Origin of the sequence: Bradyrhizobium sp. IC4060 (assembly GCF_020193715.1) — a bacterium.
GTDB lineage: Bacteria > Pseudomonadota > Alphaproteobacteria > Rhizobiales > Xanthobacteraceae > Bradyrhizobium > Bradyrhizobium yuanmingense.
Genome location: NZ_JADYVJ010000007.1, coordinates 42,930 through 67,956, shown reverse-complemented (window position 1 = coordinate 67,956; position 25,027 = coordinate 42,930). Strand labels below are relative to the sequence as shown.

Annotated in this window: 17 protein-coding genes; 8 read left to right on the top strand and 9 right to left on the bottom strand. The window is 66.0% G+C overall.

Annotation, left to right across the window (positions count from 1 at the left end):
* Positions 1-21: 21 nt before the first annotated feature.
* From I6F16_RS22690 to I6F16_RS22680, 3 genes are read right to left on the bottom strand one after another with little or no spacing between them, the layout of a single operon-like run.
* Positions 22-867: an SDR family oxidoreductase gene (locus tag I6F16_RS22690; RefSeq protein ID WP_225114022.1), complete on the bottom strand. Its 846-nt coding sequence runs from the start codon at positions 865-867 to the stop codon at positions 22-24.
* Position 868: 1 nt separating this feature from the next.
* On the bottom strand, positions 869-1,429 hold the full coding sequence (locus I6F16_RS22685; RefSeq protein ID WP_036011690.1) for a carboxymuconolactone decarboxylase family protein: 561 nt from the start codon (positions 1,427-1,429) through the stop codon (positions 869-871).
* A complete protein-coding gene (locus I6F16_RS22680; RefSeq protein ID WP_225114021.1) occupies positions 1,407-2,099 on the bottom strand; it encodes a TetR/AcrR family transcriptional regulator in 693 nt (230 codons plus the stop codon). The genes I6F16_RS22685 and I6F16_RS22680 overlap by 23 nt, the downstream gene beginning before the upstream one ends.
* A 99-nt stretch (positions 2,100-2,198) precedes the next feature.
* Between I6F16_RS22680 and I6F16_RS22675 the strand changes: the two genes are divergently transcribed.
* From I6F16_RS22675 to I6F16_RS22665, 3 genes are all read left to right on the top strand, one after another.
* On the top strand, positions 2,199-3,203 hold the full coding sequence (locus I6F16_RS22675) for a tripartite tricarboxylate transporter substrate binding protein (RefSeq protein WP_225114020.1): 1,005 nt from the start codon (positions 2,199-2,201) through the stop codon (positions 3,201-3,203).
* A 25-nt stretch (positions 3,204-3,228) separates the two neighbouring features.
* Positions 3,229-3,768, top strand: a complete 540-nt coding sequence (locus I6F16_RS22670) for a VOC family protein (RefSeq protein WP_225114019.1) — start codon at positions 3,229-3,231, stop codon at positions 3,766-3,768.
* A 130-nt stretch (positions 3,769-3,898) separates the two neighbouring features.
* Positions 3,899-4,711 (top strand): class I SAM-dependent methyltransferase, encoded by an 813-nt coding sequence (locus I6F16_RS22665; protein WP_225114018.1) that lies wholly within the window; start codon positions 3,899-3,901, stop codon positions 4,709-4,711.
* Between the two features lie 28 nt (positions 4,712-4,739).
* Here the strand turns inward: I6F16_RS22665 and I6F16_RS22660 are convergent, their stop codons facing one another.
* Positions 4,740-6,281, bottom strand: coding sequence for a L,D-transpeptidase (locus tag I6F16_RS22660; RefSeq protein ID WP_225114017.1), 1,542 nt, complete (start codon positions 6,279-6,281; stop codon positions 4,740-4,742).
* Between the two features lie 262 nt (positions 6,282-6,543).
* The gene (locus tag I6F16_RS22655; protein ID WP_109145177.1) at positions 6,544-7,980 is read right to left on the bottom strand and encodes an oligosaccharide flippase family protein; all 1,437 of its coding nucleotides are present in this window, start codon (positions 7,978-7,980) and stop codon (positions 6,544-6,546) included.
* Between the two features lie 279 nt (positions 7,981-8,259).
* Between I6F16_RS22655 and I6F16_RS22650 the strand changes: the two genes are divergently transcribed.
* On the top strand, positions 8,260-9,348 hold the full coding sequence (locus tag I6F16_RS22650) for a glycosyltransferase family 1 protein (protein WP_225114016.1): 1,089 nt from the start codon (positions 8,260-8,262) through the stop codon (positions 9,346-9,348).
* Entirely contained in the window at positions 9,345-10,412 is a 1,068-nt protein-coding gene (locus I6F16_RS22645) for an endo-1,4-beta-xylanase (RefSeq protein ID WP_225174002.1), read from the top strand. Before I6F16_RS22650 ends, I6F16_RS22645 begins: the two co-directional genes overlap by 4 nt.
* A gap of 102 nt (positions 10,413-10,514) precedes the next feature.
* Here I6F16_RS22645 and I6F16_RS22640 read toward each other — a convergent pair whose 3' ends face one another.
* From I6F16_RS22640 to I6F16_RS22630, 3 genes are all read right to left on the bottom strand, one after another.
* Complete coding sequence (locus I6F16_RS22640) at positions 10,515-11,462, bottom strand: DUF6492 family protein (RefSeq protein WP_225114015.1); 948 nt, start codon at positions 11,460-11,462, stop codon at positions 10,515-10,517.
* Positions 11,463-11,558: 96 nt separating this feature from the next.
* Positions 11,559-12,353, bottom strand: coding sequence for an rRNA adenine N-6-methyltransferase family protein (locus I6F16_RS22635; protein ID WP_225174001.1), 795 nt, complete (start codon positions 12,351-12,353; stop codon positions 11,559-11,561).
* Between the two features lies 1 nt (position 12,354).
* The gene (locus tag I6F16_RS22630; protein ID WP_225114013.1) at positions 12,355-15,819 is read right to left on the bottom strand and encodes an AAA family ATPase; all 3,465 of its coding nucleotides are present in this window, start codon (positions 15,817-15,819) and stop codon (positions 12,355-12,357) included.
* Between the two features lie 136 nt (positions 15,820-15,955).
* On the opposite strand from I6F16_RS22630, the gene I6F16_RS22625 reads away from it, so the two are divergent.
* From I6F16_RS22625 to I6F16_RS22615, 3 genes are all read left to right on the top strand, one after another.
* Positions 15,956-22,399: a non-ribosomal peptide synthetase gene (locus I6F16_RS22625; RefSeq protein WP_225174000.1), complete on the top strand. Its 6,444-nt coding sequence runs from the start codon at positions 15,956-15,958 to the stop codon at positions 22,397-22,399.
* A 139-nt stretch (positions 22,400-22,538) separates the two neighbouring features.
* The gene (locus tag I6F16_RS22620) at positions 22,539-22,709 is read left to right on the top strand and encodes a hypothetical protein (protein WP_225114011.1); all 171 of its coding nucleotides are present in this window, start codon (positions 22,539-22,541) and stop codon (positions 22,707-22,709) included.
* Positions 22,710-22,929: 220 nt separating this feature from the next.
* Complete coding sequence (locus tag I6F16_RS22615; protein WP_225114010.1) at positions 22,930-23,661, top strand: 4'-phosphopantetheinyl transferase superfamily protein; 732 nt, start codon at positions 22,930-22,932, stop codon at positions 23,659-23,661.
* Between the two features lie 234 nt (positions 23,662-23,895).
* Here I6F16_RS22615 and I6F16_RS22610 read toward each other — a convergent pair whose 3' ends face one another.
* Positions 23,896-24,921, bottom strand: a complete 1,026-nt coding sequence (locus tag I6F16_RS22610; protein WP_036026779.1) for a histone deacetylase family protein — start codon at positions 24,919-24,921, stop codon at positions 23,896-23,898.
* Positions 24,922-25,027 lie beyond the last annotated feature (106 nt).

Here is a 25,027-nt window from a genome sequence, read left to right as displayed (position 1 = left end):
ATCCGGGCTACAGAAGAGCACTTACATCCCGCTCAGGCCGCTATCGACTGCGAGGGTCTGTGCGGTGACGTAGACGCTTTCGTCGGAGAGGAAGAACAGCACGGCATAGGCAATCTCCCAGGCTGTCGCCTGGCGGCCGAACGGGATGTGGCTCTTGCCGCGGGAGGGACGGCCGGCGCCGGCTTCGCGGCCGTTGGGGGTGTCGACGAGTCCGGGATAGACGAGATTGGCGCGGATGCCGCGGCGGGCTCCGAGATGGGCGATGTTGCGCATCAGACCGCCGAGCGCGGCTTTCGAGGAATCGTACACCGCCATCTGCGAGCCCGCCTTCAGCGCGGCGATGGAGGAGATGAAGACGATGGCGCCGCCATCGTCGAATTTCGGCAAGCCGGCGCGGCAGCACAGCATGGGGCCGCGGACATTGACGTCGTAGATCTTGTTCCACTCCTCGGGGCTGACGGCATCGAGCCCGACCTTGCCGAATGTGCCGACGTTCAGCACCATGCCGTCGAGCCCGCCCATGGCGCGGCGCGCCTCGTCGATCATGCGGACGACGTCGGCCTCCGAGGTGACGTCGGCCGCGATGGCAAAACCCTCGCCGCCTTCATCCGTGATGCGCTTCACCGTCTGTTCGGCGGAGCTGCGGTTGAGATCGGCGACCGCGACCTTGGCGCCCTCGCGGGCGCACAGGATGCTCATGGCACGGCCGTTGCCGATTGGATCGCTCGCTGCGTCGAACACGCGTTGGCCGCCGCCGACGATCAGGATGCGGCGCCCTTTGAGGCGCCCCCTGCCCGGCGCTTCTCCGGATGATTCCGCGCTCGGCGGACGAATGTAACGCTCCGGCTTGCTCTCGGTGTCCGCCATCTCAGCCGCCTGGCTTCTTGCCGCCGTCATAGACCTTCATGCCGGCGGCGGGATCGAGATCGGTTTCCGTTGCTTCGGTCAGGCGCGCCATCATCATGTAAAAGCCGAGCGCGACGATGGCTTCGACGATTTCCTGGTCGCTGAAATGTTTTCGCACGGCCGCGAAGATGGTCTCGGGGACACGGACGTTCTCGACCACTTCGCGGCCGAACTTCAGCAGCGCGCGCTCGGCCTCGCTCAGGCCGGCGGCGTCGTAGTCACTACGCTCGACGGCGTCGATCTGGTCCTGCGTGCAGCCGACGCCGAGCGCGATCGGCACGTGCTGGCGCCACTCGTAGGCGCCGCCTTCGAGCTGGGCGGACTGGAGGATCAGAAGCTCGCGGTTGACCGCGCTGAGCTTCTGCTTGTGCAGGATGGAATTGCCGAGCCGCATCGCCGGAATCATGTTGGCCTCGGCATGGGCCATCATGCGGAAGATGTTGAGCTTGACCGGCATGCGGTCGAACGAGGCGCGAATGTCGCCGCTCGTCGTCTCCGGATCAATCAGGGGCAGCCTTGCCACGCATTTCTCCCTTGGGCTTTCGTTTCTTGTTGTCGGCGTCTTGACCTGCAGCGATCAGCGACAGGAAGAAGGCGAGATAGCGGTCGATCGCCTCGATCACCTTCGGCCGCGGCGACGGCACCGCGCCCATCACGTAATGCTCGAGGCGGATGTAGATCAGTCCGGCGGCGAACAGCCGCGCGGTCTCGCGCGGATCAGTGGTCGAGATCAGGCCGGCGAGCGCGAAGCCGCGGAAATAATCCGTCATCAGGCTCTGCTCGCGCGCGTAGAAATGATCGGCGAATTTGGCGCGAATGCCTGGCACGCGGTTGCGCTCGGCGGTGATGACCTTCTGGAACTGGTGCTCGCGCGGATCGGACCATTGCTCGACGAGGTCGAGCGCGAACTGCCGGCAGAACTCCGCCGGCTGCCGCGCCAGCTGCTTGTAGCGCGGCTCCTCCAGCCGGCTCGCCGAGCTGGCCGGGCCATGCTCGCTGACGATCGCCTCGAGGATCGCCGCCTTGCCGGGGAAATGGTTGTAGAGGCTGCTCTCGCGGATGCCGACGCGGCGCGCGAGCTCGCGCATCGAGGCGCCGCCATAGCCGCTCTGCGCGAACAAATTGAGCGCTTCGGCGAGGATGCGCTCGCGCGTCGTGGGCGCGTCCGCCGCGCTTGAGGTGTGGACAGCCATGATGCTTGACTAACGAACGATCGTTCGCTAGTCAACCGTACGAACGATCGTTCGTTTCAACTCCGCTCGATAAGCGAGAGCAATTTGGGGAAGAACGCCATGGCAAGCCACGCTCGCCTTTTGCCCGCGCAAACCATCGCAGCGCTTCGCATCGTCGCATCATTGCTGCTGATCTTGTCAGCGGCGCCGTCCGCCCGCGCCCAGGATGCTGCCGCCTACCCCACCCGCAAGATCAGAATGCTGCTGCCTTACGCGGCCGGCGGCGGTGGCGACGTGGTCGGCCGGCTGCTTGCGGACAGGATGGGCAAGACGCTCGGGCAGAGCATCTATATCGAGAACCACACCGGCGCCGCCGGCACGATCGGCACGCAGATGGTCGCGACATCCGCCAATGACGGCTACACCATCACCGTCGGCGGCATGACCACGCATGTGCTGGCGCCCGCGATCTATCCAAAACTGCCCTACGATCCGATCAAGGACTTCACGACGATCGGGCGCGTCGGTGTCTCCTCCATCATGCTGGTGGCCACCAAGGACTTTGCCGCCAATGACATCAAGGGTCTGGTCGCGCTGGCCAAGAAGGGCGAGCCGATCCAGTACGGCAGCTGGGGCGTCGGCTCGACCGGGCAATTCTGCGCGGAAATCCTGATGCAGCAGACCGGCATCAAGATGGACCACGTGCCGTTCAACGGCATCGCAAAGCTGGCCGGCGATTTGCTCGGCCGCCACATTTCCCTGGCGACGCTCGACGTCGCCACCGCAACGCCGCTGGTGAAGGAGGGCTCGATCAAGGCGCTGGCGGCCTGCGGCGAGCGGTCGCCGAGCCTGCCCGAAATCGCCAGCTACAAGGAGCAGGGCGTCGCGTTCGACCGCAGCCTGTCATGGGCGATGTATGCGCCCGCCGGCGTGGCTCCGCCGATCGCGCAGAAGCTGTCGGCGGCCCTGAAGGAGACCCTTGGCGATGAGGTGGTGAAGCAGAAGCTGCTGGCGCTCGGCATCACCCCGCAATTCGTGCCCGGCGAGGAGCAACGCGACATCAACGCGCGCGACATCACGGCCTGGAAGCAGGTTGCCAAGGACGCGGGCATCGAGGTCAAGTGAGCAAGCTGACGACAGGAGCGCGGACATGAGCCGCATCTTCGGCGCGGTGCGCCAGAACGGATATGTGGTGCGGGACATCCACGCCGCGATGAAGCACTGGATCGAGGTGATGGGCGTCGGCCCCTGGTACTACATGGACCGGGTCAAGACCGACTGGTTCCGGCATCGCGGCCGGGATTCGGCCGTCGAGATGAGCATTGCGCTGGCGAATTCCGGCGATCTCCAGATCGAGCTGATCCAGCAGCGCAACGACGCGCGCTCGCTCTACAGGGAATTCCTCGATGCTGGGCACGAAGGGCTCCAGCACATGTCGTATTGGAGCCACGACTATCAGGCGCTCTACGACAAGGCGCTCGGGCTCGGCTATCGGATCGGCCATGAGGGCCAGATCGGCGGCAACAAGGGACGCTTTGCCTATTTCGACACGCAGGCGCATCCGGGCACGGTGATCGAAATCTCCGACATCAGCGGCACCAAGGGCCCGTTCTTCGAGAAGGTGCGGCACGCCGCACTGAACTGGGACGGCACGCGGCCGATCCGCGAGGTCGACGGCGGGAGATCGTAAGGCTCGCTGACCGGTTTTGCCGATGTTCGCTGAGCACACAACGCCGTGCTGAGCCGGTCTCCTTCACAGCCTTGCCGGCGCATCCGTGGTAACGTTGGGCCTCACGTTCCGAACCTTCAGCGAGGCAGGCATGTCAGACACTGACAAGGTTTTCGCCGGCTCCATCCCAAAACTCTACGATGAGCATCTCGTCCCGATGATCTTCGCCGGATACGCCGACGACATCGCAAGACGCGTCGCCGCGCTCTCGCCCTCCGCGCTGCTCGAGATCGCGGCCGGCACCGGCGCCGTGACGCGCGCCGTGGCGGCGGCTTTGCCGCGCAACGTCCGCTACGTTGCGACCGACCTCAACGAGCCGATGCTCGCGGTCGCGGCGCAGCATCAGGCGGGCGATGACCGCATCTCCTGGCGCCAGGCGGATGCGTTGGCGCTTCCGTTCGGCGACGCCGAGTTCGACGTGGTCTGCTGCCAGTTCGGCGCGATGTTCTTTCCGGACCGCGTCAAGGGCTATTCGGAAGCAAAGCGCGTCCTGAAGCTCGGCGGCGCGTTTCTCTTCAATGTCTGGGACAGCATCGAGGAGAACGTGTTCGCCGATGACGCAACGACCGCCCTGGGCAAACTGTTTCCCGACGATCCGCCCCGCTTCCTAACGCGGACACCGCACGGCTATTTCGACCAGGCGATCATACGAGCCGATCTCGCACGCGCAGGTTTCGGCAACGTCTCGATCGAAATACTGGCAGCCACCAGCCGCGCCGCCTCGCCCGACCTCGTGGCGTTAGCGTATTGCCAGGGTACGCCGCTGCGCGGCGAAATCGAGGCGAGAAGCGGCGGCGATCTTCAGGCCGCGACGGACGCTGTCGCCGCTGCAATCCGCGCGCGCCACGGGTCCGGACCGGTCGAAGCCAAGATCCAGGCGCTGGTGATTACGGCGCGGCCATAAGCCTGCGCCGCAGGCAAGCCCGGCTTCCTTACCAGAAGCCCCGCTGCATCGGTTGCGCCGGCTGATAATACTGATACTGGCTGCGCCGGCGCGGGTTGGCCGGCTGGACGTAGGGATCGCGGTAGAAGAAGCCGAAGCCGTTGTCCCAGCCGTCATCGCTGGCGATCATGGCAGGCGCGGTCGGCTTGCGCGTGATGAAGCCGCCTTGCGGCTCGTTGCTCAGCACCGCGACGAACTCGGTCCGGTAATTGGTCTCGCTGCTCAGCGGCTCGTCCGAGACGACGATCGAGGAGCGCGGCAACGCGGTCGGCCCGATGCGGTCCCATACGTCCTGCGGGATGGTGATGCGGTCGAGTGCGTTGCGGGCCTCATCGCCGTTCTCGATCGTGACAACGCTCCAGCGCAGGCCCGTCCCAGTCTTCGCCATCGCCGTGAAGATATGCGTGCCGATCGGCTGCTCGGGATTGCGGATCGTGACGGGGACCTCGATGCTGGTGTCGAACACCTCGCCGCCGCCGTCGGGCGCCGGCTTGTGCGTGTTCCGACGCACATAGAGCTTCTGCGTCGCCCGGCTGATGTAGACCGAGACCGGCTCGCCCGCGAGCTTCGCGTCGGTCGCCGCCTTCACGGCCTCGGTCTTTCTGGCCGCAGCGGTCTTCGCGGCTTCCTTGGTCGCAGCCACCGCATCGCGTTTCGGCTGCGCGGCGGCCCTGGCGGCCTCGAGCTGCGTCGCCGCGTCGGCAGCCTTGGTTGCTGCCTTCTGCTTCAGCTCCTCGGCCTTGGCGCGGGCCTGATCCGTCTTGGCATTTGCGAGCATTTTGTCGGCGAAGGCGAGCTCGGCATCGGCGCGGGTCTTCTGCTGTTCCAGCTTGCGCAACGCGGCCGGGAGCGAGGCGGCTTCCTTCGCGGCGGCGGACGCAGCCTTCTTGGCCTCGTCGGCCGCCCTTGTGGCCTCCTCCGCCTCGGCGGAGAGCTTGTCGGCCCGGCCGGGCACGGCCGCGATGGCCTCCGGCTTTGGCACGAACAGCGAGGGATGAGAGAATTCCGTCGGGACCGTGTCATGCGGCGAGACGATCACGCGCATCCCGATATAGGTCTTGTCGAACACATTCTCGGCGAAGCCGAACGGCATTCGCACGCAGCCGTGCGAGGCGGCATAGCCGGGCAGCGGTCCGCCATGCAGGGCGATGCCGTTCCAGGTAATGCGCTGCATGTGCGGCATCCAGGCATCGTCATAAAGGCTCGAGCGATGCTCCCGGTTCTTCTCGAGGATGGCAAAGACGCCAGCCGGCGTCTCGCGTCCGGTGGTGCCGGTCGATACCGGCGCGCGCACGATCCAGCCGTCGGCATCGTAGAAAGTGACCTGCTGGCTCTTGATCGACACGATCGCCATGACCGGATCGCCGGCCACCCGCGGCGCGACTGCCTCGGCCACCTGGCGCTGCTGCTTGGCCGCAATCGCCGGGGTGGCCGCCGCAAGGGTCGCCGCCGCCACGAGCGCCATGATTCCGGCAGGCCCCCGGCGCCCCACCGCCCTGATGGATTGCGCCGTCGTCGATCGGTTTTTCATGCCATCCTCGGTCGAGCTGCCAGTCGGCTGGTATCGCTCACGTGTCAGATTGGAATCGTTGCATTAAGAAATTGCAGTCGCCTTACGTTCCGTCTGTGGCGGGATTCGGTACGTTCGGACGACAAATCTCTCATATACGACGCCTCGCGGAGGCGGAAGGCGGCCGTCAGCCGAGGGCAGCCGGAGCTGGCCGCAATCGCTGCGGCAGAATGTCCGGATCACCTTTTGGTGCGACCGTACGGACGCGCGAATAGCCCTTCCGCTAGACGCCGAGAGCCTTGCGGTTCAACGTTCGCAGGAAACGCAGCGACAACGTTCGCACGTTCGCAACATTGAGCAGCCAGGCCGCGGCCGCATAGGCAAGGCCGCCGGCGAGGCTGACGATGACGAGCGAGGCGAGGCCGGTGCCGCCCACTTGCGCGCGCGCAACAAGGATCGCCGCCGCCATCAATGCCGCGGAGGCAGCGACGCCGGCGAGGCGATTGAGCTCGAACGGGACCGGATGGGCCCGATGCATCAGGACGAGTGCGACCAGGAAGCCGATCGCCTCGGTTGCCAGGGTCGCCAGCGCCGCGCCGTAAAGGCCGTAGCCGCCGATTAGCGCGAACATCAGGATCACGCTGATCACCAGCGTGAGGAAAGATTGCGCCGCCAGCATGAACGGCCGCTCGGCGAGCTGGAAGCTGATCTGCACGTAGAACTGATTGGCGATGCCGAAAAGCCGCGCAAGCACCAGTGTCGGCAACAGGGCCGAGACGCCGGCGCGGAAGTCGATCCCGACGAGCGTTCCGGCCACCTGGTCCGCCGCAAGCGCAAGCCAGACCGCAACGGGCGCCACCACGACGAGCAGCAGCTCGAGGCTTTCGGTCAGCCGCTCCCGCGTCGTCTCGCCGTTGTTCTCGGACAACGACCGGAACACCAGCGGCACGGTCGCCGCGGCGACGCTGGATGCGATCATGACCATGAACTGGCGCGGCAGATCGGCGGCAACGCCGAAGATGCCGGCAGCGTCCTTGCCGAGCAGATAAGCGACAATGAGGCGGTCGCAGGCCGAATAGACCGCCACGGACAATCCCGCCAGCGTCAGCGGCAGGCCGTAGCGCGCCAGCTGCATGAACTGGCTGCGCTGGAATCGCGCGATCCCGGTGCGGTCGCCGACGAGGTTCAGGATGATGCCGGCGAGCGACCCCAGGCCGAATGCGGCGAGCAGCCCCAATCCACCCCAGCCGAGCCAGATTCCGAGAAGACCGAAGCCGACGCTGGAGACGCTGCGCACGATCGAGATCGCCGCGAACCGGTAGGGGCGCAATTTAGCGCGCTCGAACTCCTGGCCGACATCGACCGCATTGGCCATGATCGCGACGAACATACTGGCGAGCAGCAGCTCGACGCTGACATCGCTGCGGAACAGGACGACCAGCGGAGTGGTGGCGCAGAGCACCGCGGCCGTGAGCGCGAAGGCGACGATTGCCGTGCCACGAAAATCGACCTCCGCCGACATCGCCTGATAGCGCGACACCGACAGCTTGATCCAGGCGAAGAAGATCGCGCCCAGAATCCCGGCAAGGCTGATGCCGACGACATAGACGCCGTACTCCGCCGGGCTGAGGAGCCGCGTATAGGCCGTGACGGCGAAGAAGCCCACCGCCGCAGGCAGGATGTAGGCGACGAGATAGATCGAGAAATGGCGGTTCAGCATGCGAGCACGGGACCGTGGGCGGCCATCAGGATTAACGGATCGTTAAGACGATTGGGTGCGACAATCGGGGCTCGCCGCTGGCATTGCCAAGGATAGGTCAAGGACAAGTCAAGGATAGCCGGATAACCCTGCAAATCGGATCGCTAATGGAGCGAGCACGCGGTTATCGCGCGTTAGCGTTAAATTTGCCCTGTCCTTGAAGGAGCGGGCGCGATCACAGAAAAGAAGCAATGATAGCGAAACGTCGCCCGACTCCTCCGACGCACTGATGTAACTGATATGGACGTTGTCGAACGAACACGGGCGAGATCGACCTCCCTCCCGCGTCGAACCGCCACTGCTCCCGCGGCTCCGGCGTATCCCGGCGCGAAGGGCCGCGACAGGATGGTCCTCAACCTCTTCTTCGAGGAACGAGACGACCGCTGGTTTCCCGGCGACCGTCACCTTCGGCCGCTGCTGCGCCGGTTGCTGCTGGGCAAGTCCTTCATCAGCGGACAGCGGCGCGTTCTGCTCAATCTGTGCGCAGGTCTCGATCGGCTTGGCATTCGCTACCGCGTCAACAATTATCGCTACATTCGGAAGCATCCGGAGGAACTGGCCTGCATCATCGGCCGGCCGTTCGTGCTCGACTGGTTCAAGTGGAAGAATCCACTGCTGCTTGGCGTCGCCATGTATGACCATCCAATCGACGCACCAGAAACTCTAGAGGATCTCGACGTGAGGCAGGTGCTGTTGCCGTGCGCCTGGTATGCCGACATGTTCCGTCCGCACTGGCCCCATGTCGGTGCTTGGCCCGTCGGCATCGAGACGGATCTGTGGGTCCCGGCGCCGGCCGCGCAGAAGAAGATCGACGTGCTGCTCTACGACAAGGTCCGCTGGGATTACGACCGGTATCAACCGGAGCTGATCGAGCCGATCCGAAAGTTTCTCGAAGCCAGCGGACGCACGGTCGAAACGATCCGCTACGGGCACTACAAGGAAGAGGATTACAAGACCGCGCTGGCGCGCTGCCGCAGCATGATCTTCCTCTGCGAGCACGAGAGCCAGGGCATCGCCTGCCAGCAAGCACTGTCGAGCGGCGTGCCCGTCTTCGCCTGGGATCGCGGCGGGCCCTGGCAGGATCCGAAATATTTCCCGGACAAGGTGCGATACGAGGGTAACGTGTCCTCGGTGCCCTATTTCGACGCACGCTGCGGCATGACCTTTACTGACGCGGGCAGCTTCGCGGCGGGCTGGGGCCGTTTCTGGTCAGAGGTCGAGGCGGGAGGCTTCGCGCCGCGCGATTATGTGCTGGACCACCTGACGCTCGAGAAGGGCGCGCTTCACTATTACGAAATCGCGGAAGCCGCGATGCAGCGGCACGCGTGACCGGGCTCGACCGACGCGAATTCCTGCTCGGCAGTGTCGCAACGCTCGCGGCGGGCGCATCGGCGTCCGCGGTGCCGGCCTCGAAACGCGTCCAACGCCGCCCGGGCTACGGCGCAGCCGCCACGCTCTGGGACCTGCAAGCCGATCCGCGGCTCGGCGAGGCCATCAGCACCTATTGCACGCAGGTGGTGCCGGTGCTCGAGCTGAAATGGCCGATGCTGCGGCCGGACGCCCATACGTTCACCTTCGAGCGCGCCGACGCGATCCTGGATTTCGCGCGCGACAACGATCTGACCATGCGCGGCCACGCACTCGCCTGGTATCACGACATTCCGGACTGGACCAAGCAGATCAAGGGCAGCAAGGGCGTCGAACGCGCCTATCTCGACCACATCGGCACCGTCGTTTCCTACTACAAGGACAAGCTGACGTCGTGGGACGTCGTCAACGAGCCGATCCCGGACAATCCGCGCAGCCCGAAGGACCGGCGCGACACCTTCTGGACGCAACATCTCGGCGATCGCTGGATTCCGCTGGCGTTCCGCACGGCGGCCGCGGCCGACCCCTTCGTCAAGCTCGCGATCAACGAATATGACATCGAGTCGGCGAAGGACTCGTTCATCGCCAAGCGGGCGGCCTATCGCACCCTCATCATGGACCTGCTCGATCAGGGCGTTCCGCTCCACGCCGTCGGGCTGCAGGCGCATCTTCACGCCGAGCTTGAGATCGACACGCACGGGCTCGCCGAATTCGTCACCGAGCTGCGTTCCTGGGGGCTCGAGGTTCTCATCACCGAGCTCGACGTCGACGACCAGAAGCTGGCGGGAAGTCCTGCGGAGCGCGACGCCGTCGTCGCCAAGCGCGTCGACGACCTGCTGACGGCCGTTGCCGCGAGCGGCCCGGTGCAGTCGATCCTGACCTGGGGCATCTCGGACCGTTACAGCTGGATCAACGGCACCTTTGCCCGCAAGGACAAGCAGCCGAACCGCCCCCTGCCGCTCGACGGCGAGTTCAAGCCGAAGCCGTTCATGGACGTCATCAGCAAGTTCACGAAGGACGGCTAAAGCGCGATGCGATTAGGGAATCGTCATCGCGCTTTAGATTATTGTTCGAGCATGATCTTTTCGGAAAACCGCTATGCACTTTTCCGGATCATGCTTTAGAAATCAGCGTGTCTTCGGCGTTTCGAACGCGGCCACATTGCCGATATGATCGGGGGCCAGGCTCGGCGCGCGCCGCTCGCGCGACGACAGGCGGAACACGTCGCGGATGTCGGCGATCGACGTCGACGAATAGGACTGAATGCAAAGCGCGACCTGCTCGGGCGAGGCCGTGCGCATCATCGCTTCGATGGCCGGGCGGTCGAGCGGCGTGTCGTCCCAGTGCGAGACCGCGATGCTGTCTTCGGTGAGCCGATGTCGCGCCAGATGTTCCGGCGAGGTCGCCACGAAGTTTCCGTAAAGCAGATACTCCGAAAACTTCTTCTTCCGGCACAGCGCCAGCGCCCAGCTCAGGCCGGTCGCCGACTTGATCGCGTCCGTCATCGCACGCGCCGTGTCCCTGTCCCAGACCAGCGCGTTGCCGACATAATCGTCGGCCGGGAATGAGCGCTCCTTGATGCCGAGAAGCTGATCGACGGTGCGCAGCCACAGGCCGTGCAACGGGTGGTCGGCGGCGATCGCCTTGCGCGTGACGAACAGCGGCGTGGTCTCGGCGCCGGCATATCGGCTGACGTCGAACTCGCGGAAGAACAGATTGTCCGAATCCAGGATGCAGACGCGCTGCTCGGGCGCGTTGAGGACGCCGGCGATCTTCAGGATCTGCTGGATGTGCCAGCCGTGCACGGGCGAGGACAGCAGCGACAGCCAGACGCGCCGGCTGCCGAACTGGAGTGCCGGCGGCAGCGCGAACAGCCATTTCGGCAGATAGCGCGAGGCCGGAACGATGACCCGCTTGTCGGAGGCGAAGCGCGCGAACAGCGGCACGTCCTCATCGTTAACGAGTACATAATGGCGCGTGTATCCCGACAGCCAGGTGTCGATGCTCTCGCTGAGCAGCGAAAAGCGTTCGATATCCTTGGCGTAGCTGGCAGTCAGCAGGGCAACGGAATGCATGGAGCACGCTCAAATGGCCATCAGACCGGCACTGATAGCGGCAATGCGAGATGCCGGAAACTCACGATCGAAATCAAGGTAAAGCGAAACGAAGTGTTAGCCATCCGACGGCAGCCCCCGCTCCAGCCCGCGAAAGCGGAGCGGCGCCAGGGCTGAGGCGCGCTGCCACCAGTTGGCGACGCGGTCGTCGAGGGCGGTCACGCCGCGGCCCCGGCCGGGAAAGATCCGGATCTGCTGGATCGCCTCTGCCTCGAAACCCCTGGCCCTCCGCGTGATCTTGAGGGCGGCGCCTTCGCGGTCGCGCTGGGTCAGCGGCACCAGAAGACGGCCGCGCGGACGGAGCGACCGCAGCCAGAGCGGGTGCGGATGCGGGAAGCCGGCATGCACGATGATCACGTCGGCGGGCTCGCCCACGTCCTTGCACCCATCGCCGTGGACGACCGTGACGTTGCCATAGCCGCGCAAGTAGTTCGCCGCCCGGGTCGCGAGCCGATCGTCGCATTCGATCGCATGGACGCGGCCCTTCTCGCCGACCATGATCGACAGCACCGCGGAGAAATAGCCGAGGCCGCAGCCGATCTGCACCACACGGTCCGCCCGCTTGACGTCGAGAGTGTCGATCAAATGCGCCCACAGGCTCGGCAGGCCGGTGTCGAGCTTGCGGCGCGCATCGATCGCGACCAGCACGTTGTCGTAGAGATGAAGGGGATCGGCGTCGGGCGTCAGCCGGTAACTGCGCGCTGCCTCGCCCTTGATGCGCCACGGTCCACTTGGCAGAAATTCCTCGCGCGGAACGGCGGCGAGCGCGGCGAGCAGACGCTTCGAGGCAATCCGCTCGCGCCTGGCGATCAACTCAGCGTAGCGCGCACGCGCGGCGGCAAGATCGCTCATGTCACAGACCGGCCTGCTCGCGCACCGCCGCGTCGCTACCGAGCTCATCGAGGAGCTGCATCGCCTGCTTCAGGTCCGGCGTGTAAAAGCCCTCGCTGAATTTGCCGACGATCGGCATCAGCAGGAGTCTTGCGTGCTCGCGCTTGCCGGCTTGATGCGACAGGCGCGCGAGGCAGACGGCGGTGCGAAGCTCCCAGGACAGCGCTCCCTGCTTGCGTGCGGTCTCCAGCGAAAGGCCGAACAGGTCCTCCGCCTCCTGTACCGACGCCGGGTCGCCACCCGCCAGCGTGATCTCGCCTTGCATGCGATAGACCTCGGCGAGATAGAAGTGATCGCCCGTCCGCCTTGCGGTCGCAAGCGCACCATCCAGCGCGCGCAAGGCGGCGTCGCGCATCCCGACCTTGGCGTACGTTTCCGCGAGCAGACAGCGGAACCAGCAGCCGGCGAGCCAGGAATCCATCGCCTCGTACTCGTCGAGGCCGAAGCGCATCTGGCCGAGGCCTTCGTCGGCTTCGCCGAGCTGAGCCAGCGCCCAGCCGCGCAGGATCGCCGCCTGCTGCTTCCAGTGCAGGAAATTGTGCTCGGTGGCAATGATCATGGCGCGATTGGCGTAGTCGCGCGTGCCTTCGACGTCGCGCAAATGCTGGCGGAGATAGGCGCCGAACACCAGCGCGAAGGCGAGCGTGAAAGGGTGGCGGATCTTCTCGGCGTTCGCGATCGCCTGCTCGCTGTGCTGGCGCGCCGCGTCGGGCCGACCGAGGAACCACAGGAGGTAACCGAGATAGGACAGCGAAACGACACCGGGATCGATGCCGTGCCGTTCCATCAGGTCGGAGTGCAGATCGGGGCTGAACAGGTTGATGCAGCGGTGCAAATGGTGCTGCGAGGCTGCGAAGCGGCCGCGATAGAGCATGGTCATCGCGATCGCGCGGTGCGCCTCGATCAGATAGCCGGTCTGCTGCGCCGGCTGCGTCCGCTCGTTCAGCCGCTCGCGCTTGGCAAACTTCAACAGCTCGACGCTGAGATCGTGCGCGCGGGTGAGATCGGCGCGGATGAAATGGCACACCCAGAGCCCGCGCGTCGCAGCGAAGACCTTTTCGTCGTCATCGAGCTGACGGCCGAGCTCCAGCGCGCGGATGTAGTTCTCCTCGACCTCCTGCACCGCGTAGCCCTTGGCGGCGATCAGCGCGTTGCCGAGCGCGATGCGCAGCTTGAGCTCCATCTCGTCAGCGCCCTGCATGCGCGCATTGGCCTGCACGACGTTAAGGCCGCGGCGCAGGTGGCCGATCGCCTCCAGATTGGCCCCGGTCCTGGCCGCCTGCTTGCCGGCCTTGAGCCAGAAGCTGGCAGCGCCCTCGCTCTGGCCGGATTCGGTCAAATGATGGGCGAGCAGCTCCGGTTCGCGCTCGGTCCTCTCCGGATACATCTCGGCGAGCACCTGGGCGATCCGCGCATGCAGCTTGCGCCGCTCGCTGTGCAACAGGCTCGCATGCGCGGCGTTCTGGATCATCACGTGCTTGAATGAGTACAGCGCATCCGGCGGATGGCCGCGGCGCATGATCAGCCCGGCTTCCTGCAGATGGCTGAGCGCCGCCTCGATCTGCTCGGCCGGCGCATTGGCAACGGCGTGCAGCGTCTCGTAGGAGAACTCGCGGCCGATCGTGGCGCCGATCTGCGCGATGCGCTTGAAAGGTCCCATCCGGTCGAGCCGCGCCATCAGCGAGTCGGTCAGGGTGGCCGGGATTGCGAGCTGCCGCCACGGTCCCGACAGCACGTAGCGCCCGTGCCGCTCGGTCAGCAGATTGGATTCCAGAACCGTCTTGGTCAGCTCTTCCAGGAACAGCGGCACGCCGTCGGTCTTGACGATGATCTCCTCGACAACCTCCTTGGGCAGCTCGCGTCCCGCGACGCGCTCCACCAGCGTCGTGCGCAACTGCCGGCTCAAGCGGTTCAGGACCAGGGTGGTGATGTGCGAATGCGCGTTCCAGCTCGCCTGGAATTCCGAGCGCGCGGTGATGATCGCCAGGATCGGCTGGTTCTGCACCCGATCGACCAGGAGGTCGACCACCTCACGGGAGGTCGGGTCGATCCAATGCAAATCCTCGAACGCGATCACCAGCGGCATCTCGCGCGCAAGGCCGAGGAAATGGTTGACCAGCGCCACGACCGTCGCATCCTTCTGCTGCTGCGGCGACAGCTCGAGCGGCGGATAGCGGTCCCCGGTCGGTATCGACAGCAGCGCGGCAAACAGCGGGGTGACCTGCTCAATGTCGCCATCGGCGGCGGCGATCGCGTTCTCCAGGCTCGCCAGCGACAGCGCGGACGAATCCTCGCGATCGAGACCGAGGGAGAATTTGAGCTGCTCGACGAACGGATGGAACGCGGTGGAGGTGTAATAGGGCGAGCACTGCAGCGAGACCTGTCCATGGCGGTCGCCCGATATCCGCTCGAAGATCTCCTGGATGATGCGCGACTTGCCGATTCCGGGCTCGCCGAACTTGACCGCGACCTGGCCGTCGCCGTCCTTGGCCTGCTGCCAGCGCCCCATCAACAGCGCGATCTCCTCCTCGCGGTTGACGAGCGGCGTCAGGCGCGTACCCATCGCCGCAGCGAAACGGGTCTCCAACCGCGAGGCGCGCACCACGTGCCAGGCCTGGGCCTTCTCGGAGATCCCCTTCAAGTCGTGGACTCCGAGATTGCGGTAGTCGAACTTCCCCTTCAGCAGCGCCTGCGTCGAGGCCGAGATCACCACGCCGTTGGGCGGCGCCAGGCCTTGCAGGCGCGCCGCGAGATTGACGGTTTCCCCGACCGCGGAGTCGCGTTCTTCGGTGCCCTGCCCGACGAGGTCGCCGACCACAACGAGGCCGGTCGCGATCCCGATGCGGACGGCGGGTGAATGGCTGAGCGCACCACGCGGCTCGACCGCGCGTGCCGTCGACAGCACCCGCACGATCTCGAGCCCGGCGCGCACCGCGCGCTCGGCATCGTCCTCATGTGCGGTCGGATAGCCGAAATAGACCAGGATACCGTCGCCGACGAAACGGGCGGCAAAGCCCTCGTATTGCTTGACCACCCGGACGCAGGTCTCGCGAAAATCCGCGATCATGTCGCGGACGTCCTCCGGATCGAACTGCGCGGACAGCGAGGTGGAATCCACCATGTCGCAGAACATGGTGGTGAGCTGGCGCCGTTCGGCTCCGACCTCCGCCCGGATTTGCGGACGCGGCGCCTCCGCCGGCGCCTCCGTGGTTTCCGCTTGAAACAGCGCCGCCATCGCCCGCTGCAGCCGCTTGCGATCGCCGAGCGGCAATCCGAGCTCGACCAGATCGGCTTCGGTGAGATCCGCGATGACGTCGAGATCGAGGCGGTGCTGCGCGAAAAGATCGGTGTAGTGCCCGAGGCCGATGCTTTCGAGCCAGTGATTCAGCCCACCTTCCAAACTCGTGCTCGGCTCGTTCTCCAGCATCGTGATTCTGCCCGACCCTTACTCCGTCGAAGGGCTCGAGGGCCCCTCAACCACAGATTTTGGGGTCCAAACTTCACCTCGGACTGGACGCATTCCCCAACTTCTTGGAAGAATAACTTAATCGGTCCAAAAGGGAATGGCGTTGTCGGACATTGCATCCGGAGCGGACGAAGCATCAGCCGGCACCACGGCCGAAACGAAGGTGTTCGCGCATATCAGCGGCCTTCTCGAATTCTACGCCCGCAGGACGCCGGCGGCGCCCGCACTCCTCGCTCCCGGCCGGCCGGCGCTCAGCTATGGCGCGCTGGCCGAGTCGATCCGGCAACTGGTGCGTGCCTTGCGTGAACTCGGCATCCGTCCCGCAGACCGCATCGCGGTGGCGCTGCCGCGGGGCGCCGATACTGCCCTGGCGCTGCTAGCAGTCGCATCAGGCTGCGCCTGCATCCCCGTCAACCCCGATCTGACGGCGGACGAGCTGCAACGCTGTTTCAGCGAACTGAAGCTGACCGCGCTCGTGACCCGGGCCGACGTGAACTCGGCGAGCCGTGACGCCGCCCGGATGCTCGACATCGCCGTGATCGATTTCGTGGCGGGGCCCACCCACGATCTCGGCGGCTGCGCGTTCATCGCTCCGGCGATCGGGCCGGCCAATGCCGGCGGCGCTTCGCGCGGCGACAACGATGCGTTCATCCTGCTGACGTCAGGCACGGCGGCGCGACCGAAAATGGTGCCGCTGACCCACCGCAATGTTTGCCTGTCCGCCTACAATGCCGGCCATGTGCTGTCGCTCACGACGCATGATCGCCTGCTCAACGTCCTGCCGCTGTTTCATGCCCATGGCTTGATCTCCGGCCTGCTCACGGCGCTGGCCGCGGGCTCCAGCGTGATCTGCACCGACGGTTTCGACGCAGCGTCGTTCTTCGGCTGGATGCGGGAGCTGCAACCGACTTGGTACACGGCGGTGCCGACCATTCATCGCGCATTGCTGACGGCGGCGGAAGTAAACCCCGACCGCGCCCGACCATCGTCGCTGCGCGTGATCCGGTCGGCTTCGGCCTCGCTCGCGCCGACGATTCTCGCCGGGCTGGAGACAACGTTCGGCGTTCCCGTGCTCGAAACTTACGGCATGACCGAGGCGGCCTCGCAGATTGCGGCCAATCGGTTCGAGCTGCGCAAGGTCGGGTCGGTCGGCCGCGCCGCCGGCCCGGAGATCGCGATCATGGACGAGACCGGCCGCATGCTCGCAAGCGGGGCGCACGGCGAGATCGTGCTGCGCGGGCCGAACATGAGCCGCGGCTATTATAATGACGAGCCGGCGACGCGGGCCGCATTCCGCAACGGCTGGTTCAGGACCGGCGACCTCGGCTATCTCGATGACGACGGCTATCTCTTCATCGTCGGCCGCATCAAGGACGTCATCAACCGCGGCGGGCAGAAGATATCGCCGCTGGAGGTGGAAGACGTCCTGCTCAGCCATCCGGCGGTGCTGGAAGCCGGCGTGTTCGCGGTCCCGCACCAGAAGCTCGGCGAGAACGTCGCGGCCGTCGTGGTGCTGCGGCCGAATGCCGAGACGACCCCCGACCAGTTGCGCCAATTCGCGCGAAAGCGGCTTGCAGCCTACAAAGTGCCGAGCCTGATCCGCAGCGTGGCGGCGCTGCCGAAGGGCGCCAGCGGCAAGGTCAAGCGCAACGCCCTCGCCGGGCTGATTGCAACGGTCGACGCGGACGACGAGACCCGGCTGCCGCGCAATGCGGTCGAGAGCCAGCTCGCCGAGATCTGGGCCGGCCTGTTGGAGCTGCCGCAGGTCGGCGCCGACCAGGACGTCTTCGCGCTCGGCGCGGATTCGCTCGCGGTGACACAGATGCGCTCGCGCCTGCGCGACCGCTTCAATGTCGACTTCTCGTTCGAGGATATCTTCGATTGCCCGACGGTCGCAGCGCTCGCGGCCCGGATCGAGACCGCCGCAAGCCGGCGCGAGACGGCGCTGCCGGGCTGGCGCCGGCTTGCAGGCACGGACGCACCGCTGTCGTTCCAGCAGCAGCGGATGTACGTGCTCTCGCGACTGGACCCGACGCGGTACAATTATAACGTCGTCGAGATCGCCGCCCTCAAGGGCCCGGTCGACGCCGCCGCGCTGTCTGCGAGCCTCGCTGCGATCTCAACGCGCCATGAGGCGCTGCGCTCGGTGTTCCTCGAGCGCCAGGGCGAGCCGATGCAACTCGTGCTGTCATCGACGCCGCGGCTGGAGCGCATCAAGCTCAAGCCATGCCCTGCGGGCAGGCGGCCTGCGGCAATCCGGCGCGAGGCGCTCAGGCTTGCGCAACATCAGTTTGACCTGGCCCACGCGCCGCCCCTGAAGACGACACTGCTGTCGTTCGACAGGAACAACCATGCGCTGGTGGTCAACGTCCATCACCTCGCCACCGATGGCTGGTCGCAGCGGCTGTTCTGGCAGGAGCTCGCCGTCCATTATGCCGCGGCGCGCAAGAAGCATTCGGCCGCACTGCCGCCGCCCGCTTTCCAATATCGCGACTTCGCACTCTGGCAGCAAAGCTGGGCGCAGACGCCCGCGGCCAGGGAGCAGCTCGATTATTGGCGGACCCAGCTCGACGGCGTCACCATGCTGCCGCTGAGAACCGACAGGCCAAGACCTGAGATCTGGAGCGGACACGGCGCGCGTCACTACCTTGAATTCTCAAAGTCCCTCTCGTCCGAGCTGCGCGCGTTGAGCCAGAACCAGGGCGTCACGCCGTTCATGACGCTGCTCGCCGCTTTCCAGTGCCTGTTGTTCCGCCACACCTCGCATGAGGACGTCGCCACGGGATCGCTGATCGCCAACCGCAACCAGATCGAGAGCGAACGCCTGATCGGGCTGTTCGCCAATACCCTGGTCCTGCGCAACGATTTCAGCGGCGATCCGAGCTTCGGCGAGATGTTGCGGCGGGTGCGGCAGGTCACGCTGGACGCCTACCGCAACCAAGACCTTCCGATCGAGGAGGTGTTGCGCGCTTTGCGGGTGGCGCGCCGCCGCGACGGCAATCCGCTGTTCCGGATCATGTTCATCCTCCAGAACGCCTCGATCGAGGCGGCGCGCTTTCCTGGCCTGTCGACCCGGCGGCTGGAAGTCGATCCCAGGGTGGCGCGGTTCGACATCACGCTCGAACTGGTCGAGGCCGATGGCCGCTTCACCGGCTTCTTCGAATACGCCACCGATCTGTTCGAGGCCGCGACGATCGAAGCCATGGCGGCCCAGTTCAAGGCGCTGCTCAAGGCCGTCATCGCCAATCCGGAACAGCGCATCTCGCGCCTGCCGCTCCTGACCGAGGCCGAACGTCGGCAAGCGCTGGCAAAAGGCCGGGGCATGCCGGCCAATTTCACCACACGCGGCAACTTGATCGAACGCTTCGAGCGCCAGGCGAGGAAGACGCCGAACGCCGTCGCGGTCTCGGACGGTCGCACGTCCCTGACCTATCGCGAGCTGGCGCGCCGCACTGGGGCGGCCGCGCGCTGGCTGGCCCGTGAGGGCGTCGGCGCGGAGAGCGTGGTTGCCCTGCTCGCGGAGCGCGGGCCCGACCTGCTCGCCGCGATGATCGCGGTGCAGCGCGTCGGCGCGGCCTTCCTCAGTCTCGATCCCGACCAGCCGACGGCAAGGCTCTCGACCATCCTCGGATCGAGCTGTGCCCGCGTGCTGCTGACCGGACGGGCTCAGTCTGCCATGGTCGAGGCCCTGCTCGAACCGCTGGTCGAGCGCATCCCGGTGGCCGAGCTCGACGACGCTCTTGCATCCGGGTCGACAAAGCCGGCCCGCGCCGCACGCCGCGCCGCCTCGAGCCTTGCCTATCTCGTCTATACGTCCGGCTCCTCCGGCGCGCCGAAGGGCGTCATGATCGAGCAGCGCGGCCTGTCGAACCATCTGGCCTCGCTCATCTCCGAACTCGGCCTCTCGCCTAAGGACGTGATCGCGCAGATCGCGCCGCAGAGCTTCGTCATTTCGGTCTGGCAATTCCTCGCCGGTCCCATGGTCGGCGCGCGCGTCCATGTCTGCGGCAGCGCGATCGTGCAGGACCCGATGCTGCTGGCGCGCGAGATCGAGCGCGAGGGCATCACGGTGCTCGAGATCGTGCCCTCGCTGCTGCGCCTCATTCTCGAGCGTATGGACGAGGCGCCGATCCGGCGCGCCTTCGCGAAGCTGCGGCTGCTGATCTCGACCGGCGAGCCGTTGCCCGTCGAGCTCTGCCGCGCCTGGTTTGCCCGCTGCCCGAGGGTGCCGCTGATCAATGCCTATGGCGCGTCGGAATGCTCCGACGACGTCTCCCTGCATCGCCTGACCAAGGCGCCGGCGATCACGACGGCCAACGTTCCGGTCGGGGCGCCGCTGCCGAACACGCAGCTCTACGTGCTCGACGCGCAGCTCCAGCCGCAACCGATCGGCGTGACCGGCGAGCTCTGCATCGGCGGCGCCGGAATCGGCCGCGGCTATATCAACGATCCCGCGCAGAGCCGGCAGCGCTTTCTGCCCGATCTGTTCTCGCGCCAGGCCGGCAGCCGGCTCTACCGGACCGGCGATCTGGCCCGGCGTCGCGCCGACGGGACGATCGAATGCCTCGGCCGCGCCGACCATCAGGTCAAGATCCGTGGCTATCGTATCGAGCTCAAGGAGATCGAGAACGCGCTGGCCGAGCATCCAAGCGTGCGCGCCGCCATCGTCGAACCGCGCCGCGAGGCGAGCGGCGACATCAGGCTGATCGCCCATGTCGTCGCCAAGCCCGGCAGCCGCAGCAGCGCCAGCGAACTGCGCGACTTCCTTAAGAGCCGCCTGCCCGTCCACGCCATCCCCGCCGCCTTCCTGTTCCTGGATCAGGTGCCGCTCAACGCCCATGGCAAGATCGACCGCTCGGCGCTGCTGGCGTCCGTCCCGCCGGAAACGTCCGGCGCGGATGCGGCCGTCCCGGCGCGGCGCTTCACCGAAAAGGTGCTCTCCGACATCTGGATCGACCTGCTGAACGTCGAACGCATCGGTGTTACCGACAATTTCTTCGACCTCGGCGGCCATTCGCTGCTGGCCGGCCAGGTGATGGCGCGCATCGCGCGGGCGCTCGGCGTGCCGCTGCCGATCAAGGCCATCTTCGAGGCGCCGACGATCGAGGGGTTGGCGCGGCGGGTCGAACAGACCGTGGCCACGAAGCCGCACAAGCCTGCCGCAAGCCTGCCGCGATCGGCTGCGGGCGGGCCGCCGGCGCCTTCCATCGGACAGGACCAGATGCTGCACATCGAGCGGAATCTGCCGGGGCTGCCGCAGCTCAACCTGCCCTTCGCCTTCCGCCTGCAGGGCCCGCTCGATTCGGCCGCCCTGGCAAAGGCGATCGACGACGTGGTGCGCCGGCACGAATCGCTGCGCACCGCGTTCGCCTGGAACGGCGATGAGCCGGAAAGCCGCATCGCCGCGCCACGCAAACTCGGCCGAATCATGACGGTCGAGACGATCGGCGACGGTCATTTCCACAACAACAAGCGGCGCAAGGCGCTCGAGCTCAGGAAGATCGATCTCCTGATCGAGCAGGAGGCCTATACCCCGATCGACACCACGCGCGCGCCGCTGTTGCGCGCCCGGCTGTTGCGGCTCCACGACGATGACCACGTGCTGCTGCTGACGTTGCATCACGCCGTCGTCGACGGCTGGTCGATCGGCGTGCTGTTCGAGGAATTGTCGAGCCGCTATGCCGCGCTGGCCGGATATCCGTCTGCGCCGCTGCCGAGCCCGCCGCCGGCCTTTTCGGACGTGGCACGCTGGCAGCGCTGGTGGTGCGGCACCGACGCGGCGCGCCGCCAGGCTTCCGACTGGATCCTGAATTTGCGCGGAGCGGGTCCCCTCTTCGACGGCGAATCGAGCCCGGGCGCCTCCACCGGGCATCATCCGGTCTGCCTCGAGCGCGAGCTGATCGCCCGGCTGACGGCGTTTGCCGGCCAGCACAATTGCACGCTGTTCATGTGCTTCCTCACCGGCCTGAAGGCCATGCTGCTGGCCCGGACGGGCCGCACCGACATCGCGGTCGCGACCGCGATGGCCAATCGTGCCCAGCCGGACACCGACCGGATCATCGGCCCGTTCGAGAACACGGTGATCGTCCGCACGACAATCACGCCGGACCTGTCTTTCGCGCAGGCTCTGCTGCGGGTGCGCCAGAGCGTGCTCGAGGCGCATGCGCGGCAGGAGCTGCCGTTCAACGTCCTGGCCGATCGACTGGAGCAGGAGGGGATCGATCCGGCCTCGCTGCTCCAGGTCTATTTCACGCTGCAGAATCCGTTGCGCCGGCCGCTCGATCTCCCGGATCTCGCGACAGAATCGATCGGCAACGTCGCGCGCGAAGGCCAGCCGGTGCTGCCGATCGACCAGACCTGGCTGTCGCTGATGCTCAAGGAGCGCCCGACCGGCATTACCGGCTCCTGCAATTACAAGCGCGATTTGCTCGAGGGCCGAGCGGTCGGCGAATGGATGGAGGACCTCGTCGCCCTGCTAACGGCGGCGATCGCCCAGCCCAACGCACCACTCGGGAGATTGCTCGCGCGCAGGGCCGCTTGATGCCGCGACATCGCGCCAGAATACGGGTTCACGCCCCAAAGCTGTGAATGATCAAGTTGCAGCTTGATTATTTGGCGTCGTCGCGCAAGATTATTCTCGGATTTTGATTGGGATGATCATTTTCAACCGGGGGAGTGTTATGGGTTTCATCAAATTTACCAAGAAGACCTCGCTCAGCGCGGAGGACCGCAAGGCGCTGCAAGACCTGCTCAATTTCGAGAAGCAAAAACTCCAGCTCGCACTGAAGGATGTCGACGCCAGCCTTAAGGCTCTGCGCGGATCCAAGAAGAAGTCCAAGAAGAAGAAGTAAATTCGTCGGCGGGGACGGCCGTACGAATCTTCACAGAGCGGCCGCTTGCGTGTCGAGTTTGGGGGCTCGCACAAGCTTACGCCTGTAAACCGGCCTGCAAATCGACAAGAATTCGCCCGGGTGGACCGCTAGGTACGGTCCTCTCGGCTGATTCTTGCGCAGTTGTTTCTTCCGTCGGCACCGAGGGATTTGGCCTCGCCCGACGCCATGGGCCCAATTGATGGCAGACGACAGAATCGAACTCTTTGTCGGACTGATCGAGACCATTGACGTGCCGGGCGCGGCCGAGGCGTGCCGACGCCTGCTCTCGGTCGACGAGCGGGCCCGGGCCGATCGCTTCGTGTTCGAGCGGCATCGGCGGCAATACATCTTCGCGCATGCGATGTTGCGCCTGGCGCTGTCACAGGTCGCTTCCAACGTCGCGCCCACCGACTGGTCGTTTGGCGCGGGCCGCTATGGCCGGCCGTTCGTCGCAGCACCGGCCACCTCGACCGCGCTGCATTTCAGCCTGTCGCATGCCGACGGCTGCGTCGCCTGCGTGGTGTCGCGGCATGAGGCCGTCGGAGTCGACGTCGAAACCGTGTCGCGGCGCGTCGCGCCGCTGTCCACCGCGCTTCGCTTCTTTGCGCCGGAAGAGGTCGAAGCCTTGCGCGGACTGCCGGAGCCGGCGGCGATCGAGCGCTTCTTCGACTATTGGACGCTCAAGGAGGCCTATCTGAAGGCCAGGGGCTTTGGGCTCAATCTGCCGCTCGACGCCTTCGCCATGCAGGTGTCACGCGAGGCCATCGAGATCAGCTTCAAGCCCGACATCGTCGACGATCCGAACGCCTGGCGCTTCTCGCTGTGCTCGCCATCGCCCGCGCATCGCCTCGCGATCGCCGACGGCTCCCGCGCGGACGGCGGCCTTCCCATCAGCCGCCATGCCTGGCCCCTCCGCGAAGCGGCTGAGTGAGGCGGCTCGTGTCTGCAAGGCGCGTGCGCCGAGTGGGATGTTTTGAGTCGCGAGCGACGCGGCTTCTTCTCCCTCGCCCCGTTGTTACGGGGACGCGACGAGCTTCGCTCGCGCTGAGTGGTCGGGGTGAGGGACCTCTCTCCGCACAGGGGACCGCCGCGCGACCTGTACCCCCTCACCCGAAATTTGCTGCGCAAATTCCGACCTCTCCCCGCAAGCGGGGAGAGGTAAGCATCACCGCGCTTCTTCGAATCCCGCCAGCACAGAGGTCAGGTTGGCGCCGAGAATGTCCGAGAGATAGCCGCCTTCCTGCACGAGCACGGTCGGCAGGCCCAGCTTCGCGATGGCCTGGCCGATGCGGCGGAAGCCGGGTGTGGTGACGGCCAATCCCTTGAGCGGATCGTGCTCGGAGGCATCGAGGCCGAGTGCGATGACGAGGGCGCCGGGTGCAAAGGATTCGATCGCCTTGCGCGCGATGTCCAGCGCCTGGAGATAGCCGTCATCGCCGGTGCCGATGGGAAGCGGAATGTTGAGGTTGGTGCCGAGGCCGGGTCCTTCGCCGCGCTCATGCGCATAGCCCCATACGTACGGATAATACGCAACGGGGTCGGCATGGATCGAGATCGTGTAGACGTCGGGCCGGGCATAAAAGATGCCTTGCGTGCCGTTGCCGTGATGGACATCGACGTCGAGGATCACGACGCGCTCATGCTTCTGCCGCAGATGCGCCGCCGCGATCGCGCTGTTGTTGAGGAAGCAGAAGCCGCCGGCCATGTCGCGATAGGCGTGATGGCCGGGCGGACGGCAGAGCGCGTAAGTTGCGTCCTCGCCATCCATCACCATCTGCGCTGCGGTCACCGCAACATCGGTGGCGGCGCAGGCCGCGGCCCACGTGCCCGGGCCGATCGGCGCTGCGGTGTCGGCGGTATGCCAGCCGAGCTTGCCGACGATGTGGGTCGGATAGGTCGCGGCATGGCGCACGGGATGGATATTGCCGATCATCTCCGGGCCGGAATCGCCGAGCGCCGTCCAGGCGTCCCAGGCTTCGCTGAGGAACGACAGGTATTCCGGACTGTGAACGCGTGCGCGCGGACCGGGCCCGAACTTGGTTGGTTCGACCAGTTGATGCCTGCCGTCCTTCAATCCCCTGAGCAGGCGATCGGCGCGCTCGGGCTGCTCTGTGGTGCGCTTGACGACACCACGCACCAAGAAGAATTGCGGGTCGTGGCTGCGGTGCAGTTCGGTATGGACGGCTTTCACTCAAACACCCCGTGGTCGCCTGCTACTGGACGTGCCGCAGAGTCTTGATCGCCACGGCCGCCGGATGCAAGCAAGAAGAATGCCGTCCATCGTCGCGCTGCCCTGC

Coding starts and splice junctions, on each gene's coding strand:
- I6F16_RS22635 (WP_225174001.1), bottom strand. CDS start 12,353: ATGAGCGATCTTGCCGCCGCGCGTGCGCGCTACGCTGAGTTGATCGCC.
- I6F16_RS22640 (WP_225114015.1), bottom strand. CDS start 11,462: ATGCATTCCGTTGCCCTGCTGACTGCCAGCTACGCCAAGGATATCGAA.
- I6F16_RS22690 (WP_225114022.1), bottom strand. CDS start 867: ATGGCGGACACCGAGAGCAAGCCGGAGCGTTACATTCGTCCGCCGAGC.
- I6F16_RS22675 (WP_225114020.1), top strand. CDS start 2,199: ATGGCAAGCCACGCTCGCCTTTTGCCCGCGCAAACCATCGCAGCGCTT.
- I6F16_RS22660 (WP_225114017.1), bottom strand. CDS start 6,281: ATGAAAAACCGATCGACGACGGCGCAATCCATCAGGGCGGTGGGGCGC.
- I6F16_RS22620 (WP_225114011.1), top strand. CDS start 22,539: ATGGGTTTCATCAAATTTACCAAGAAGACCTCGCTCAGCGCGGAGGAC.
- I6F16_RS22630 (WP_225114013.1), bottom strand. CDS start 15,819: ATGCTGGAGAACGAGCCGAGCACGAGTTTGGAAGGTGGGCTGAATCAC.
- I6F16_RS22615 (WP_225114010.1), top strand. CDS start 22,930: ATGGCAGACGACAGAATCGAACTCTTTGTCGGACTGATCGAGACCATT.
- I6F16_RS22665 (WP_225114018.1), top strand. CDS start 3,899: ATGTCAGACACTGACAAGGTTTTCGCCGGCTCCATCCCAAAACTCTAC.
- I6F16_RS22655 (WP_109145177.1), bottom strand. CDS start 7,980: ATGCTGAACCGCCATTTCTCGATCTATCTCGTCGCCTACATCCTGCCT.
- I6F16_RS22670 (WP_225114019.1), top strand. CDS start 3,229: ATGAGCCGCATCTTCGGCGCGGTGCGCCAGAACGGATATGTGGTGCGG.
- I6F16_RS22650 (WP_225114016.1), top strand. CDS start 8,260: ATGGACGTTGTCGAACGAACACGGGCGAGATCGACCTCCCTCCCGCGT.
- I6F16_RS22625 (WP_225174000.1), top strand. CDS start 15,956: ATGGCGTTGTCGGACATTGCATCCGGAGCGGACGAAGCATCAGCCGGC.
- I6F16_RS22680 (WP_225114021.1), bottom strand. CDS start 2,099: ATGGCTGTCCACACCTCAAGCGCGGCGGACGCGCCCACGACGCGCGAG.